The 16,296-nt window shown below is 73.7% G+C and carries 12 protein-coding genes and 1 pseudogene; 5 read left to right on the top strand and 8 right to left on the bottom strand.

The genetic code is table 11. From position 1 onward, the window contains the following. A pseudogene (locus NBZ83_RS20045) lies at nt 1–245 on the bottom strand (cell division protein ZapE); the annotation flags it as partial. A 195-nt stretch (nt 246–440) separates the two neighbouring features. Between NBZ83_RS20045 and NBZ83_RS20040 the strand changes: the two are divergent. The 3 genes from NBZ83_RS20040 to NBZ83_RS20030 all read left to right on the top strand — a co-directional run bounded on the left by NBZ83_RS20040 (nt 441) and on the right by NBZ83_RS20030 (nt 4,173). Further along, nucleotides 441–1,301 (top strand): pyrimidine reductase family protein, encoded by an 861-nt coding sequence (locus tag NBZ83_RS20040; protein ID WP_438803322.1) that lies wholly within the window; start codon nt 441–443, stop codon nt 1,299–1,301. Between the two features lie 212 nt (nt 1,302–1,513). Further along, the gene (locus NBZ83_RS20035; RefSeq protein WP_261575572.1) at nt 1,514–1,792 is read left to right on the top strand and encodes a hypothetical protein; all 279 of its coding nucleotides are present in this window, start codon (nt 1,514–1,516) and stop codon (nt 1,790–1,792) included. A gap of 5 nt (nt 1,793–1,797) precedes the next feature. Continuing rightward, nucleotides 1,798–4,173 carry a hypothetical protein gene (locus tag NBZ83_RS20030; RefSeq protein WP_261575571.1) on the top strand — a complete coding sequence of 792 codons (2,376 nt, stop codon included), beginning with the start codon at nt 1,798–1,800 and terminating at the stop codon, nt 4,171–4,173. A 32-nt stretch (nt 4,174–4,205) separates the two neighbouring features. Here NBZ83_RS20030 and NBZ83_RS20025 read toward each other — a convergent pair whose 3' ends face one another. The 3 genes from NBZ83_RS20025 to NBZ83_RS20015 form a co-directional block, all read right to left on the bottom strand. Further along, nucleotides 4,206–5,450, bottom strand: a complete 1,245-nt coding sequence (locus NBZ83_RS20025) for a sulfate adenylyltransferase subunit 1 (RefSeq protein ID WP_261569238.1) — start codon at nt 5,448–5,450, stop codon at nt 4,206–4,208. Further along, nucleotides 5,450–6,364, bottom strand: a complete 915-nt coding sequence (cysD, locus tag NBZ83_RS20020; protein ID WP_261575570.1) for a sulfate adenylyltransferase subunit CysD — start codon at nt 6,362–6,364, stop codon at nt 5,450–5,452. Before cysD ends, NBZ83_RS20025 begins: the two co-directional genes overlap by 1 nt. 204 nt (nt 6,365–6,568) lie before the next feature. Beyond that, nucleotides 6,569–7,378: a 3'(2'),5'-bisphosphate nucleotidase CysQ gene (locus NBZ83_RS20015; RefSeq protein ID WP_261575573.1), complete on the bottom strand. Its 810-nt coding sequence runs from the start codon at nt 7,376–7,378 to the stop codon at nt 6,569–6,571. A gap of 35 nt (nt 7,379–7,413) precedes the next feature. Between NBZ83_RS20015 and cysC the strand changes: the two genes are divergently transcribed. Continuing rightward, nucleotides 7,414–9,264: an adenylyl-sulfate kinase gene (gene cysC / locus NBZ83_RS20010; protein WP_261575569.1), complete on the top strand. Its 1,851-nt coding sequence runs from the start codon at nt 7,414–7,416 to the stop codon at nt 9,262–9,264. Nucleotides 9,265–9,289: 25 nt separating this feature from the next. Here the strand turns inward: cysC and NBZ83_RS20005 are convergent, their stop codons facing one another. The 4 genes from NBZ83_RS20005 to hemE form a co-directional block, all read right to left on the bottom strand. After that, nucleotides 9,290–10,945 carry a sugar transferase gene (locus tag NBZ83_RS20005; protein WP_264763563.1) on the bottom strand — a complete coding sequence of 552 codons (1,656 nt, stop codon included), beginning with the start codon at nt 10,943–10,945 and terminating at the stop codon, nt 9,290–9,292. Between the two features lie 995 nt (nt 10,946–11,940). Beyond that, entirely contained in the window at nt 11,941–12,636 is a 696-nt protein-coding gene (gene hemQ, locus NBZ83_RS20000) for a hydrogen peroxide-dependent heme synthase (RefSeq protein ID WP_261569234.1), read from the bottom strand. Nucleotides 12,637–12,687: 51 nt separating this feature from the next. Beyond that, nucleotides 12,688–14,103, bottom strand: a complete 1,416-nt coding sequence (hemG, locus tag NBZ83_RS19995; RefSeq protein ID WP_261569233.1) for a protoporphyrinogen oxidase — start codon at nt 14,101–14,103, stop codon at nt 12,688–12,690. A gap of 167 nt (nt 14,104–14,270) precedes the next feature. Continuing rightward, the gene (gene hemE / locus NBZ83_RS19990) at nt 14,271–15,512 is read right to left on the bottom strand and encodes a uroporphyrinogen decarboxylase (protein WP_261569232.1); all 1,242 of its coding nucleotides are present in this window, start codon (nt 15,510–15,512) and stop codon (nt 14,271–14,273) included. A gap of 377 nt (nt 15,513–15,889) precedes the next feature. Here hemE and NBZ83_RS19985 point away from each other — a divergent pair, with 377 nt between their 5' ends. Continuing rightward, entirely contained in the window at nt 15,890–16,276 is a 387-nt protein-coding gene (locus NBZ83_RS19985) for a DUF3817 domain-containing protein (protein ID WP_261569231.1), read from the top strand. The last annotated feature ends 20 nt before the right edge of the window (nt 16,277–16,296 follow it).

Genomic DNA, 16,296 nt, shown 5'->3' with positions numbered 1-16,296 from the left:
CGCCCGAACAGCCCCGACCAGGCGCCCCGGCTGCCGCCGGCGCGACGGCCTCCGGCGCCGGGAGCAGCGTTCACCCGGTCGGCGAACACGGACAGGGCGGTGACCGCGGCGCTCTGGCTCGGCTCCGCGGGGTCAGGCAGATAGCCGGCAAAGCGGACGGCATCGAAGCGCGGCGGCGGGACGAGCGCGGCGATCAGATCGTCCGGCCGGACCTGCGGCCGGCGGTCGACGAGGCGCTGCACCACCCCACCAGCCTACGAAGCAGTCCGGGACGGGCCGCCCGCCGCGCGCCGCCGGGACCGAACTCACAGTGTCCGGACCGATCGGGGCGGACAGGCCGGACGGCCGCCGGTCGGGGCAGCGCGAACAGGCCGGATGGCCGCCGGTCGGGGGACGGGACGAGCCGGGTGACCGCCCGCCGAACGGCTACAGTCGGCTCGGTGCGACGCATCCTCCCGGTTCCCGGCTTCTCCGACAGGCCCGACAGGCCCGGCACGCCCGCGCCGCTCGCCTCGCCGGGTGCCGGCGGTGCCATCGTCGCGGCGGACGATCCGACCGGCGGCGACGAGGTCGTCGCGAAGGCGGCCGAAGTCGACCTCGACGAGGCCTACGCCTACCCGCCCGGCGCGGGGCAGACCAGTTACGTTCGAGCGAACTTCGTCAGTTCCGTCGACGGGGCCGCGGAGGTGGGCGGCCGGTCCGGACCGCTGGGCGGCGACGCGGACAGGCGAGTCTTCCAGCTGCTGCGCTGGCTCAGCGACGTCGTGCTCGTCGGCGCCGGCACCGTCCGCCACGAGAACTACGGGCCGGTGATCGTCACGCCCGAACGGCGGGATCGGCGGCGGGGCGCCGGGCTCGCCGCGGTCCCCCCGATCGCCGTGGTCACCGCGACCGCGGGCCTCGACCCCGGCGCCCGGCTGTTCGACGCCGAGGTCCGCCCCGTCGTACTCACCTGCGACGCCGCCCCATCGGCCAAGCGGCAGGCACTCTCGGCGGTGGCCGAGGTCGTCATCTGCGGTGACTCGACCGTCGACCCGACGGCGGCCCTCGCGGCCCTGGCCGAACGGGGGATGACCCGAGTGCTCACGGAAGGCGGCCCGTTGCTGCACGCCCAGCTGGCCGGTGCCGGCCTGCTCGACGAGCTGTGCCTGACCGTGGCGCCGCTGCTGGCCGGGCCCGGTCGGATGGGCATCGTGGAGGGCCCGCCGTGGCCCGAACCGACCACGATGCGCCTGGTTCAGGCACTCGTCGAGGACGGCAACCTCTTCCTGCGCTACCTGCGCGGCCCACGCGACTCGTAGCGACGTCGCATTCCCGTCGGTGTCGCGCCGTCGTCGTCCACCACCCCGGACCGTCCATGCCCGGCGGAGCAGAGTTGGCGGTGGCCGCGTTTTATCCACAGGTCGGCGATTCCCACAGCCGTCGTCCACAGGATCCGATGAGGAGCAGCGCGACCCACCGCCGCGTTGTTAGCGTCGCCGCACCGAACCTGACCCGACGGCGGTGGTAGCAGATGACGATCCCCGATGAAGCCCGGACGACGGCGCCCGGCGCGCTCGCCGCGGTGGCGCGCACCCGGCGGGAGGTGACGGCCGCCCTGGACCGGGTCACGGCCGCCGGCACCGGCGCGTGGGACGGCCGGGCGGCGCAGCTGTGGGCCGGCCGGATGCGGCGCCTCGCCGCCGAGGCGACCGCCCTGCTCGACCATTGCCTGCTGGTTTGCGAGCAGGCCCGCTCGGGCTCGACCGGAACGTCGACGGCGCCCGCTGCCCCGCCGCGGGCGATCGGCTGACACCGGTGGCGAGCCTCGGTGCCGGCGCCCGCCTCGCCGCTGTGGCCCTACCCCCCGGGTCCGGTGCGGGCGGGGACCGCGTGGTCTTCGATCCTGTCCGGCTCCGCCCGCTTGCGGCCGCGGTGCGCGCTGCCGGCGAGGCCCTGCACTCCGGGGCGCGGACGGTTGCCCACGCCTTGGCACAGGTGGGCGGCCCGGCCGGCTGGGCGGCTCGGCTGGCCCGGCTCGGCGACGAGCTCGATGCCGACGCCGCGATGCTGCGCCGCCGGCTCGCCCTGGCGGAGGGCGCCGACGACGCGGGGCGGTCCCTCCCGGCGACGGCAGTAGTCATCTCGCCGGCCGTGCACCGCGCACCGGCGCTCCTCGACGTCCGACCCGTCCTCGACACCGAGGCCATTTCCGAGGGCGAGGCCGAGGCCGAGGCCGTTACCGACACTGCGCGCGCAGGAGCGACAGCACTCGCCGCAGGTCGGGCCGCGGGCCGGTCGCTGCTGTCCGGCATCGGGCCGGCGGGCGCGGACGGGCGGACCAGCCGGCCCACCGGGTCGGCCGGGCACCCGGCCCGCGTGACCGATCCCCGCGCCGGACGGCGGCTGGGATCACCGGCGGGCCGCGAGCCGGGGGGCCGCGGCGCGCCATCGGCCAGCCCGCAGGAAGCACTGGGCCTGCTGGGCTCGCGAGCCGGCGACCCCGACTTCATCGCCGGCTTCTACGACGCGCTCGGGCCGGCCGGGCTCGCGCAGCTGCTCACCAGCGTCTCCGGACGGGCCCGCGGGCCGATGGTCAACCGGCCGGCATCGCCGTCCGGAGTGGACCGGCGGGACGCCGAGGGCGTTCTCGGCCGGACGTTTGCCGCCTACACGCGCGGCCGGTCGCTCGGCGACTCCTGGCTGGGCCGGTTCAACACCCAGGGACGCCTCGACCACGCCGAGACCGTGCTGCTGACCCCGTTGCTGGCGGTCGGCCACGTCGACGGCGCGTTGCTCGACCGGCTGGGCCGACTGGCCTTCGGCCCCGGGATCGGGCCACCGGAACCCGGGGCACCGCCGACCGCCGCCGCGGCCCCGCGTGGACCGGCGGCCGGCCGGGCGCCGACGCCCGGTCAGGTCGCGGGCACGGTGCTTCGCGCGACGGCGGACCGCGGGTACCGGGGCGCGTTGCTGGCCGCGATCGCCGCCGAACCGGCGCTGGCGGCCCGGTTCGCCACGCGGTACGTCGAGGCGGTCCTGGGTGGCGCCGCCATCGCGGAGCTGGGGCTACCGGTGGCCATCGGGCTCGACGACGCGACCGGCCGAGCCTGGGCCGGGCTGATCGCCGCGGCCGGCGGTCCGGCGGCGCGGCGGGCGGATCCGCGCGGCTCGGCGGACTTCGTCGCCCGCCTCGCCGGGGCCGTCAACGCCGCCGACGGGCCGGCACTGCCGCTGCACCTGCGCGCCGCCCTCGTCCCCGCGCTGCGGACGTACCAGGAGGAGATGTACGACGCGGTGACGGCGGTCGTTCCCGGGCCGGTCTCCCCGCCGGGGACGAACTCCGCCGCCCGGGAGGTCCCGGTCGCGGCATGGCGGGCATTGCTGCGGGAATGCCTGCGCGGCGGTGCGCTCGCCGGGCTGCTCGGTCGGGACGCCGCAGCCTACGCGATCGGGCTCGACGAGCGGGTGGCGGGGCGCACACGGGGCTGGAACGCCGCGGCCGGCGGCTACCCGTCGAGCCCGCGGGCGCTGGGCTACCTGCGGGGTGCCCGAGCGCAGGCGTTCTTCACCGGCGCCCTCGGCGACGCCGCCGACGCGGTGCTACGCGAGCATGCGCAAGCCGGGTCAGCCCACCGCCGGCGGCAGACGGTGATCCTCGACCTGCTCGGCACGGTGGCCACGTCGATCGACCCGACGGATCCAGCCGCCACGTTCGTCCATCTCGGCGTCGGGACGACGGTGGACATGATCGAGGCCCTCGTCCGGGAGCGCTACCGCGACGTGTCCACCGCCCGACCGGCGTGGATCCTCGCCCGGCTGCGGGAGGCATCGCGGGTCGGCCCGCAGTGGGCCGCGACCTACGAGGCGAGCGCCCGCCAGCTCTGGACACGCCGCGCCGGGGACCCGCTACGACCGATCACGGTGACCGGCGGCGACGGGCGGCGCCGGGTGTACACCGGGGATCCGCACACCGACGGATACATCACCGGTCCGGCGACGGATTTCCTCGACGCGGCGGGCAATCTCCGACCGGCCGCGGCGATGACCCCGGCGCAACGAGGCGCGTACCTGGCCTGGCTGGAGAGTCCGGCCCTGGTCGCCAACAACGATCGGCTGCCCATCCTCGCCGGGGCAGCGGCGCTCGGCGAGGCGCGGATCCCGCCGGACGAAGCGCTGCGGCCGAACGGTTGACGATCCCGGTGGGAGAACGGGCAGGTCCGCCGTTAGAGGATCATCCCCGCACCGAGGGTGGTTCCGCTCACCTCGTCGATGAGCAGCACGCTGCCCGTGTTGCGGTTACGGCGGTACGGGTCGTAGCACAGTGGCGAGGTCGTCCGCAGGGCGATCCGGCCGATGTCGTTGAGGCCCAGCGAGTCGACGGTCTCGTCGCGGTGCAGCGTGTCGATGTCGACGCGGTAGGAGACATCGGTGACCATCGCCCGTACCGACCGGGTGGTGTGCTTGATCCCGACCCGGGCGCGCCGGCGCAGGGGCGCGTCGACCATCCAGGAGACCATGAGGTGGAGGTCCTGCCCGACCGTGGGCTGGTTGTTCGGCCGCGCGATCATGTCCCCGCGGGAGACGTCGAGGTCGTCCTCCAGGCGGACGGTGACCGACATCGGGGGGAACGCCTCCTCGACCGGCCCGTCGTAGGTGTCGATCCCGACGACCCGCGACGTCAGCCCGGACGGCAGCACGATGACGTCGTCACCGGGCTTGATCACGCCGCCGGCGACCTGGCCGGCGTAGCCGCGGTAGTCGTGCAGCTCCTCGCTGCGCGGCCGGACCACCCACTGCACCGGGAACCGCACATCGATCAGGTTGCGGTCGGAGGCGATGTGCAGCTCCTCCAGGTGGTGCAGCAACGAGCTGCCGTCATACCAGGGCGTGCTCGGCGAGCGGGACACCACGTTGTCACCGGTCAGCGCGGACACCGGGATTGTTGTGACGTCGACGATCTCCAGCTTCGCGGCGAAGTGCCGGAAATCTTCCTTGATCTTCTCGAAGACTTCTCGATCGAAGTCGACGAGGTCCATCTTGTTCACGCAGAGCACCAGGTGGGGTACCCGCAGCAGCGACGCCAGGAACGCGTGCCGGCGGGTCTGCTCGACGATGCCCTTGCGCGCGTCCACGAGCAGCAGCGCGAGGTCGGCGGTCGAGGCACCGGTGACCATGTTGCGGGTGTACTGCACGTGCCCCGGGGTGTCCGCGAGGATGAACGACCGCCGCGGGGTGGCGAAGTAGCGGTAGGCGACGTCGATGGTGATGCCCTGCTCCCGCTCGGCCCGCAGGCCGTCGGTGAGCAGCGCGAGGTCGACGTAGCCGTCGCCGCGCTCCCGGCTGGTCCGCTCGACGGCGGCGAGCTGGTCGGTGAACAGCGACTTCGTGTCGTAGAGGAGCCGGCCGATCAACGTTGACTTCCCGTCGTCGACCGACCCCGCGGTCGCGACGCGCAGCAGCTCGGCCATCAGAAGTACCCCTCCCGCTTCCGGTCCTCCATCGCCGCCTCGCTGACCCGGTCGTCGGCGCGGGTCGCGCCCCGCTCGGTGATCCGCGTCGCCGCGACCTCGGCGATGACCTCGTCGACGGTCGCCGCCGTCGACTCGACCGCGCCGGTGCAGGTGATGTCACCGACCGTGCGGTATCGGACCTGACGCGGCACCACGACCTCGCCGACGCGCGGCTGGGTCAGCGGGGTGACCGCGAGCAGCATGCCGTCACGCTCGAAGGTCTCGCGGCTGTGCGCGTAGTAGATCGAGGGGATCTCCAGGCGCTCCTGGGCGATGTAGCGCCAGATGTCCAGCTCGGTCCAGTTCGACAGCGGGAAGACCCGGATGTGCTCGCCGGGGCGGTGCCGGCCGTTGTAGAGCGACCACAGCTCGGGGCGCTGGTTCTTGGGATCCCACTGGCCGAACTCGTCGCGGAAGGAGTACACCCGCTCCTTGGCCCGGGCCTTCTCCTCGTCGCGCCGGGCGCCGCCGAACACGGCGTCGAACCGGTTGTCCGTGATCGAGTCGAGCAGCACCGGCGTCTGCAGCTGGTTGCGCGACGCCCCGGGCCGGGTGTCCTCGGTGAGTTCGCCGCCGTCGATCGCCGCCTGCACGGAGCCGACCACCAGGCGGGCGCCGAGCTCGGTCGCGCGGCGGTCCCGGAACGCCAGCACCTCGTCAAAGTTGTGGCCGGTGTCGATGTGCAGCAACGGGAAGGGCAGCTTCGCGGGCCAGAACGCCTTCTCGGCCACCCGCAGCATGACGATCGAGTCCTTCCCGCCGCTGAACAGCAGCGCGGGACGCTCGAACTCCGCCGCCACCTCGCGGAAGATGTGGATGGCCTCGGCCTCGAGCATCTGCAGGTGGGTGAGCTCGTAACCCGTGACAGGCACGCGAAAACCCCTCGTCTCGCCGATGTATCCGTTCAAAATAGCCGACCCGGCCGTCGCGCCGACAGTTTCGCCGACGTTAACCAGCTCACCCGAGGCACAATTCCCCCCATGCCACCCACCCGCGACACGATGCCAGAACCGATGGTCGCGGTCGGCGCGCACCCGAGCCACCAGCGGCACCGGGTGGTCGCCGAAGGCGGCCTCTCACCGCCGCGGATCGGCCGCTCGAATCGCCGCAAGCACCGCCGGGGCCAGGGTCGCATCACAGATGACCAGGTCGGGCAGTGACGGGTCGGGCTGGTTGTACCGCAGCGGGGTGCCGTCGAGGCGGCTCGTGTGCAGCCCCGTCGCCCGCGCGACCGCCACCGGGGCCGCCGAGTCCCACTCGTACTGCCCGCCGGCATGCAGGTAGATCTCCGCCTGGCCGCGGATGACCGCGGCGGCCTTCGCACCGGCCGACCCCATGGGGACGACGCTGGCGCCCAGAGCCTCGGCTACCTCCCCGACGAGGCGGGGCGCCCGGGTGCGACTGGCGACGATCCGCGGCGGGCGCGCCGCGGCGGGCCGGGTCGGCTGGTCGCCGCCGCCCGACAGCGTCACGTTCAGCGCCGGCAGGGCGACGGCCCCGGCGATGAGCTCGCCGGCGCGCCACAACGCGACGTGCACCGCCCAGTCCGTCCGCCCGGGCTCGGCGAACTCGCGGGTGCCGTCGAGCGGGTCGACGATCCAGACCCGCTCGGCGGACAGCCGGGCCGGGTCGTCGACGCCCTCCTCGGACAGCACCGCATCCTGCGGGCGGTGGCGGGTCAGTGCCCGGATCAGAAGTTGATGGGAACGCGCGTCACCGGCGTCGCGCAGGGTGGCGGGCGCGGCGAACCCGACCTCCTCCCGGATCCTGAGCAGCAGTTTGCCGGCATCCGTGGCCAGTCGCCGGGCCAGGACGTCGTCGTCGAGTTCGTCGGTCGCGATGTCGACGGGGACGGTGGCCGGCCGGCGGGTGTCGTCGGTGTTCATCGGGACGGAGTCTGTCACCCGTTACGGTCGCGGGTGTGAGTGCCACCTCCCATCCCGATCCTGATCCCCACCGCGTCCCGGAGCCGGGCCCCGCACGGGCCGCCGGCCCCACGGGCGGACCCGCCACCGCCGATTCACTACTCGCGCTGGTGACGCCGGAGCGCGCCGCGGAGCTGGTGACGGCCTCGCTCGACTGGCCGTCGCTTACCCTGACGCCGCTGCAACTCGCCGAGCTGGAGCTGCTGCTCGTCGGCGCCTTCGGCCCGAATCCCGGCTACCCGGCGGAACAGGAGGTCGCCGGCGTGCCGGTCCCGACCCTCGCCGTCCCGGCCGCCGAGACCGACCCGCTGGCGGCAGGCGTGACCGTTGCCCTCCGAGACCTGGAAGGAGTGATGATCGCCGCCCTGCATCTGCGCACGCTGCTCCCGTCTCCAGCCGGGTCCCCCGTGCGCCTGGTCGGCACCCTGGAGGGGCTGCGCCTGCCCCACCACCCGGACCATCCCGCGCTGCGGCTGACCCCGGACCAGCTGCGCGCCGAGCTGCGCGCCCGAGGTTGGACCGGCCCGCAGGTGGGAGCGGGGGCGGCGTGGGCGGTCTGGGCCGACGGCCTGCTGCATACCGCAGACGTGGGGCGTATCCGGGCCCTGACCCGGCAGGGCAAGCGGTGCGTGGTGCTCGCCCCGGTGGGCGGCGCCGACCCGGCGGATGCCGGGCACCACCTGCGGGTCCGTTGCCTGCAGGCTGCGCTCGACGCCGTCGACGCGCCGCTGCGCCCGAGCGAGGCGACCCTGGCCTCCGAGGCGGTGGCCTCCGACGCGCTCGCGGCGGGTGCCGCCGGCCGCCGGCACGAGCCGGCGCCCGACCCCTATCGCCGCCCGGGTGCCGACCACCAGCCGCGCCACCGCAGCCTGCTGGTCCTCGTCCCGGCGATCCCCTCGCCGCTGCTGGCCACCCCTCGGGAACCCGGTATGAGCGCGACGGTCCTGCCACCCGCCGGCGGCGCCCACCGCCTACCGCCCCCCGGGCCGGCCGGCATCGAACCGGCTGGCATCGAACCGGCGAGCCTGTCGCGTGCGGGCATTCCCTTCGAGACGGACCTCGGCGCTGCGGGCGGCGAGCCGCCGCCGAACGGTGACACCGAGGACCTGGCCCGGCTCAACGCCCAGCGCGCGCATCTGGCCAGCAACTACGGACTGTCCGGCAGCCTGATCGGCCCGGCCATCGGCGCACCGGGCCGCCAGGAGCTGGCCTCACTGCTCGAAGCCGGGGGTCCGATCCCTGCCGAGCTGACCCCGCCCGCGGTGGCCGCGGAACTCGCCCAGGCGATCCCCCCACGCTCCCAGCGTGGGCTGACCATCTTCTTCACGGGGCTGTCCGGTTCCGGGAAGTCGACCCTGGCCGGGTTGCTGGTCTGCCGGCTGCTCGAGCAGGGTGGGCGACGGGTGACTCTGCTTGACGGCGACGTGGTGCGCACCCAGCTGTCGCAGGGCCTGGGCTTCTCCCGCGCGGACCGGGACACGAATGTGCGCCGCATCGGGTTCGTCGCCGCCGCGGTGGCGGGGGCCGGCGGCACCGCGGTCTGCGCGCCGATCGCCCCCTACGCGGCGGTGCGCGCGCAGGTCCGCGAGATGGTCCGCGCGGCCGGCGGCGGCTTTGTCCTGGTCCACGTCGCGACGCCGCTGGAGGTCTGTGAGGCGCGCGACCGCAAGGGCCTGTACGCCAAGGCCCGAGCCGGCGTCATCCCCGCGTTCACCGGTGTGTCGGACCCGTACGAGCAACCCACCGACGCCGACGTCACGGTGAACACGGCGGAGCTCTCCGGTGACGAGGCCGTCGACCGCGTCCTCGACCACCTGCGCGTCGCCGGCTGGATCGCCCTCATGTAACGCAACCCTGCGCGGGGCCCGCGGGTCAGTAGGCGCCTTCGCGGCGAAGGACGGCGAAGACGGTCCGCCAGAGGATGACGAAGTCCATCGCGAGCGACCAGTTCTCCACGTAGCGCAGGTCGAGGCGCACCGACTCGTCCCACTCCAGATCCGACCGGCCGCTGATCTGCCACAGGCCGGTCAGGCCGGGCTTCACCATCAGCCGGCGGTGCACGTCGTCCTCGTAGCGGGCGACCTCCGAGGGCAGCGGCGGGCGTGGGCCGACCAGCGACATGCTGCCGTTGAGCACGTTGATCAGCTGCGGCAGCTCGTCGAGGGACCACTTGCGCAGGAACTTCCCGACCCGGGTGACCCGAGGGTCGTCGCGCATCTTGAACAGCAGGCCCTCGGCGCGCTCGTTGCGCGATTCCAGCTCGGCCTTGCGCGCCTCCGCGTCGACGTACATCGAACGGAACTTGAACATCGTGAAGTGCTCGCCGCCGCGGCCGACCCGGGTCTGCTTGAACAGCGCCGGCCCGCGGCTGGTCAACCGGACCGCGAGCCCCAGGCCGAGCAGGACCGGCAGGAACAGCAGGATCACCGTGCCGGCGACGCAGCGGTCGAACACGCCCTTCATGACCCGGCGGGTCCCGGTGAGCTCCGGCTCGTCGATGTGCAGCAGGGGCAGCCCGGCCACCGGGCGGATCGAGATCCGCGGGCCGGTCACGTCGGTCAGCGCGGAGGAGACGAGCACGTCGACGTCGCTGCCCTCCAGCGTCCACAGCACCCGGCGCAGGGTCTCACCGTCCATCTGCGGGCAGATCGCGACGGTGGTGGCGTGGGTGGCGGTGATCGCGGTGTGCAGGGTCTCCGAGGTGCCCACGATCGGCACCCCGAGCAGGTCGAATCCGCTGCGCTCGGGCCGGTCGTGGCTGTGCCGGCCGGGCGAGCGGTCGAGCACCACGCCGACCACGGACCAGCCCGACGTCGGGTCTCGCTGGGCCAGGCGGACCAGGGTGGCGGCGGACTCGCCGGCGCCGACCACGAGGACCCGGTGCAGGCAGCGCCCGGCGCGGCGCATCCGATGCAGGATGCCGCGCCCGATGACCCGACCGGCCACCGACAGCAGGGTCGCCGCGGGGAACGCGATGAGGACGTAACTGCGGGCGATCTCGGCCTTGGTCGCGTAGGAGATGATCGCGAGCGCGGCCGTGAACCTGGCCGCGGCGTTGACCACCCGGCGGAACTCCTCCGACCCGCCGCCGAGGAACCTGGTCTCGTAGGCCCGGTTCAGCGACATGGCCAGTACCCACGCCACCGGCAGCAGCACCGTCATGAGGATGTACGGCTTGATCGACACCGGCTTGGTCTCAAAGTCGACGAGGTCGCCGAACCGCACGAAGAACGCCAGCCCCGCGGCGACCACGCAGGCCCCCGCGTCGAACAGGATCAGCAGCCGCACGTAGCGGCGCTCCCAGGTGACCTGCGCACGGTAGGCCACGGTCTCGAGCGCCGCGGCCGAGTGCGCGCGGGCGACGCTGTGGCGTCCGCCGGTCCCGGTGGACTGGCCGCCCGACGGCGGAGCCGATGGGCCTGATGTAGCGGCGGAGCCGGGCCGGGCCGGCGCGGGGTAGGGCACCGGGTCGGGCCGGGACCGCGGGACGAAGTTCGACCCGGTGGAGGCACGGGCGTCCCCCGACATCGTCTCCGTCACTCGTGGCCTCCCCCAGGTACGTGACCCGCGGGATGACGCCACCGGGGCGGTCCTGGGCGCCGCGCCGTCGCCCACACCGCATCAATCGAACGAATCGTAAGGTTCGCCCGAACTGTACGGTTCGTCCGGCATGTTCCGATAGTCCCAGTCACGATGATGCCCCGCACTGCGCCGATCGCCGGTCGCCGCGTGGTCGCCACAGCACGTCGGATCTCGGGTGTGGTCCGGGTCGACAGAATCCTGCCGCGGTTCGCGGTATGCCTCGCTCGGACGGCCGTGAGCTCAACCATCGGTGATGCATCGACCGGACCTCCAGCGATCTTCCCCCGCCACTGACTGTGGGCCACCCCGGACGACGGGCCGGCTGTTCGCGCATTGCCCGGCGTTCTACTGGGGTGCACACCGGAGCGAACCGGACCGCGGGACACCGACGCGGCCGGCACTCCTGGTCACGGGCCACGTTACCGGCTCTCCTCAGCCGATCTACCGGGGGCCCGCGGAGCAGGTGCGGGGCGGCGCCGTGACCGCCAAGCGTTGCGGCGGCGTCATCCGTCCGTTTGTGGCGACTCAAGGTAGCAGAGAAGAGGTCGATCGCAGGTAACCCGCCGTAGCGAAATTCCCGCGTTCAATCGTGGATATCGATATTCCGGACAGCACACGCCGGCCACACGCTGCGTATACAAGCAGCATCCACAATGCTACTGTGCGTTATGGCTCTTCGGCTGCGGCCGGGGAGCCGTCGGCTGCCCGGCCCGTACGGGCGCCGTCGAGGTGGGAAGGAACTGTGTACTGCGGCTCGCGCCTGCGCGACACCGGAGGGCACAGCACAGGACGGTCGGCGCCTGCCGGACGGGTGGGGGCGCCCAGGCAGGCGCCGGCTGCAGCACACAGGCCAGGCGGGGGCTGGCGGGCGCGCGCCGGGCCCGATGGCCAGCGACACGCGCCGGGCCAGGCGGGCGACACGGCGGCGCCCGCCACACCGGTCAGGGCAGGGCGGCGACGATGTCGGCCAGGGACTTGCGGGCACCGCTGTAGAACGGGGTCTCCAGCCGGGTGTGCCGACGGGTGGCGCTCGCCCGCAGATGGCGGATGCAGTCCACGATGCGGTGCAGCTCGTCGGCCTCGAACGCGAGCAGCCACTCGTAGTCGCCCAGGCCGAACGCGGCGACCGTGTTGGCCCGGACGTCCTCGAACTCGCGGCCCATGATCCCGTGTTCGGCGAGCAACCCGCGCCGCTCGTAGTCCGGCAGCAGGTACCACTCCAGGGATCGGTTGAACGGATAGACGCAGATGTACGCGCGTGGGTCCTCCCGGCGGACGAACGCCGGGATGTGGTTGCGGTTGAACTCCGCCGGGCGGTGCAGCCCGACCGCCGACCACACGGGCCGTAGGTGGCCGCCCAGCGCCGTCTGGCGGAACCGCTGGTAGGTCTCCTGCAGCAGGTCGGGATCCGGGCTGGTCCACCAGACCATCAGGTCCGCGTCGGCCCGGTAGCCCGAGATCTCGTACGTTCCGCGGGTGTAGACGTCCTTCGCCAGGGCCCCCTCGAGCAGGGCGTCGGCCTCGTCGATCAGAGGAGTCCGATCGGCGGGCAGCGGGCGGTCGGCGGCGAAGACCGACCACCCGGTGTAGAGGAGCTCGGCGTTGAGCTCCTGAACGGACTTCGTGGACTCCGGCATACCCGTCTCCTCCTCGTCCCGGCCGACCGGGCCGGCCGACCAGGTTGTTCCTCAGACTCCCGGACCCACCGGATCGGCCGGACTGCCCTGCGCCGTCCGGGCGGCGCGCAGCACCGCGGCGGCGGCGGCCTCCCCGGAGCGGATGCAGGCCGGGATGCCGATGCCGTCGTAGCCGGCGCCGGCGATCGCCAGGCCGGCCGGCAGCGCCCGGCGCACGCTGGCGATCCGGTTCAGATGGCCCGGGAGGTACTGCGGCAGCGCACCGCCCCACCGGCTCACCCGGGTCGCGATGGGACGCGCCGACAGCCCCGTGATCTGGGCGATCTCCGCCGCTGCCACGCCGGCGAGCTCGGTGTCGCCGCGCTGCAGGTCCTGCTCGGCGCCGGCGCGGCCGACGCTCGCCCGCACGACCGTGAGCCCACCGGCGCCCACATGCGGCCACTTCGTGGTCAGGAAGGTGGCCGCCTTCACCGACGTGCCCGCCCGCGCCGGCACCAGGATCCCGCTGCCGGCCGGGAGGGTGGCGTCCCGGTAGACCAGCGTCACCAGGCCGACCGAGGCATAGGGGACGCCGGCGAGCGGGGCGGCCGCGTGCGGGGCCAGCGGGCTCAGCAGCGAGCGGGCCACCCCGGCGGGCACGGCGAGGATCACCGCGTCGGCCGTCAGCGGCTCGGGCTTCTCACCGCCGCCGACCCGGTCGCAGACAACCCGCCAGCCCTCGGCGTCGCGTTCCACGGCCCGCACCAGCACGCCGGTACGCACGGTCGCGGCGGACCGCTCGGCCAGCCGCTGCGCGAACGACCCCAGCCCGCCGCGAAGACTGGCGAACAGCGGCGTCGTCGGCGCGGAGGCGGCCGGGGCGGTACGGGCTCGCACCCGATGGGCCCCGAGCAGCAACGACCGGTCCTCGGCCAGGATCGGCACGAGCTGCGGCACGGTGGCCCGCAGTGACAGCGCGTCGGCCCGCCCGGCGTACACGCCGCCGAGCAGCGGGTCGACCAGCAGGTCGACGATCTCTCGCCCGACCCGGGCGCCGACGAAGCCGCCCACGGTCGGGTCGTCGGGGAAGTGGGTGCGCGGCAGGACCAGGTCGGCCGCCGCGCGCAACAGCCCCCACGGCGACAGCACTCCGGAGCGGACCAGGCCGAACGCGTCCGTCGGCACGCCGAGCATGGTGTTCGGCGGAATCGGCCGCAGCCGGCCCCGGATCCACAGCGACGCGCGGGTCGTCGCCGGATGCACGATGTCGTGGCCGAGGCCGATCTGCCTGGCCAGCCGCAGACCGTCGGGGACGCGGGCGAGAAACGACTCGGCGCCCTCCTCGACGTTCAGGCCCTCGATCGGGGTGGTACGCAGCTTGCCGCCGACGCGCTCCCCCGCCTCCAGGACGGTCACCTCGGCGTGGCCGGCCAGGGCGTGTGCCGCGGCGAGCCCGGCGATTCCTCCACCGACGATGACAACCCGCACGTTCCTGCCGCCCTTCACGATGAATGGTGCCGTCCCCCAGGATTCACCATCGCGCCACGCCCGACCGGAGGTGGGCCGCGCCTCGGCGACGGATCTCGGTCAGGTGGGGACTGGGCCCCGATGATGGTGGACCGGCAACCGGACGTCGGCCGGATGCCGGTGGTGACTCAACCGGCGTGGACGAGGTCGACGATGTGCGCGAGGACCCCCGGGTCCGTCTCCGGCAGGACACCGTGCCCGAGGTTGAACACGTGCCCCTCCGCCTTCGCACCACGGGCGAGGACGTCGTCGACCTTGGCGGCGAGCACGGACTCGGGCGCGAACACCGCCGCCGGGTCGAGGTTGCCCTGCACGGCCCGGCCCGGCCCGATCCGGCGCGCGGCCTCGTCGAGGGGGACCCGCCAGTCGACCCCGACGACGTCGGCTCCCACCTGACCCATGGCGGTGAGCAGCTCGCCGGTGTTGACCCCGAAGTGGATGCGCGGCACCTCGTCGGCGAAAGCACTCAGCACCCGTGCGCTGTGCGGCGCCACGTAGCGCCGGTAGTCGTCCTCGCTGAGCGCACCGGCCCAGGAGTCGAACAGCTGCACCGCGTCGACGCCGGCGTCGATCTGGACCCGCAGGAAGGCCGTGGTGATGACGGCCAGTCGGTCGAGCAGGTCGTGCCAGAGCTTCGGCTCGCCGTACATCAGCGCCTTGGTGCGCAGGTGGTTGCGGCTCGGGCCGCCCTCGACGAGGTAGCTGGCGAGGGTGAACGGCGCGCCCGCGAATCCGATCAGCGGGGTGCCGCCGAGCTCCCCGAGCAGGCTGCGGACCGCCTGCGTGACGTAGGGGACGTCGTCCGGCTCCAGTGCACGCAGCGCCGCGACTGCGGCGGCGTCGCGCACGGGCTCGGCGACGACCGGCCCTACTCCGGCGACGATGTCGATGTCGAGACCGATCGCGACGAGCGGCACGACGATGTCGGAGAAGAAGATCGCCGCATCCGGCCGGAAGCGGCGCACCGGCTGCATGGTGATCTCGGTGATCATCGCCGGGTCGCGGCACGAGTCGAGCATCGGCACGTCGGCGCGCAGCGCCCGATACTCGGGCAGCACGCGGCCGGCCTGGCGCATGAACCACACCGGCGTGGTCTCGGGCTGGTCCCGTCGGCAGGCTCGCAGGAACGGGGCGGTGGTGGCGAGGCCGGGCCGGCGGGCGGAACCGGGGTGCAAGCCGACCGCACCGGCACGGAACGCGGCGTCGGCGGGTGGGAGGTCGGTCGTCGCGGCGGACCCGCCGCGACGATGGGGTTTGTCGCCGTCCCGCGGGGGCGCGACCCGCGCCGAGGCGACCGCGACGCCGCTCGGCGCGGTCTGGACGCTGGCCGACCCGGACCCGGGCCCGGCGTCGATGTGGACGACAGACATGACTCGATCGTTGCATGTCCACCGCACCTGCGCCGGTGTGACCAGCGGCACCCCGATCGGCACGGGCGGGTGATGACCGGCGTCGGCGTGGTCACGGTCCGGGCTGATCGGGGCATCCGACGTCAGCTATCTTCTACTTTCAGTAGAAGAAGTTGCTGGTCCAGCCGGTGCCCGCCGACCTGGACCGCCCCAGCCGACCCGACCGGCCAGGTGCAACCGCAGGCGGGCCAGGTGTGACGAAATCCGCTGTTCGCCCAGGTGAGCGGTCGGCGTGTCCCGGGCGGTGCGCACCTCGCCGCCACGGTGCACTCCAAACCCGCGACACGACGATCACGACACGACGATCACGACACGCGACGACGATTGAGGATTCACCGATGACCGATAGGTCCCCACACGGCGGCTCCCGGATCCTGACCGCTGCCCGCGCCGTCTCGTTCGCCGAGGCGACGTCGTTCCTCCTGCTGCTCATCGCCACCGGGATCAAGTACGGCGCCGACCATCCCCAGGGGGTGAAGATCCTCGGCCCGATCCACGGCACGCTCTTTCTCGCCTACTGCGCTCTCATCGGCTACCTGGCATTCGTCGGGCGCTGGCCCCGCCGACGCACCGTGCTGGCCCTGATCGCCTCCGTGCTGCCGGTGGCGCCGTTCTTCGTGGAGCGGCACTGGCTGCGGGGCGACGCCGGCACGGCAGGCAGCCCGACCGCATCGGCAGACCCGGGCGCACGGCCGGTCTCCCAGCCCACCGCTCGCCGGAACTGACGCCCCACCCCGCGCGCATG

This window comes from Frankia gtarii (assembly GCF_025403375.1).
Taxonomy (GTDB): domain Bacteria; phylum Actinomycetota; class Actinomycetes; order Frankiales; family Frankiaceae; genus Frankia; species Frankia gtarii.
This window is presented reverse-complemented; position numbering and strand designations above follow the sequence as displayed.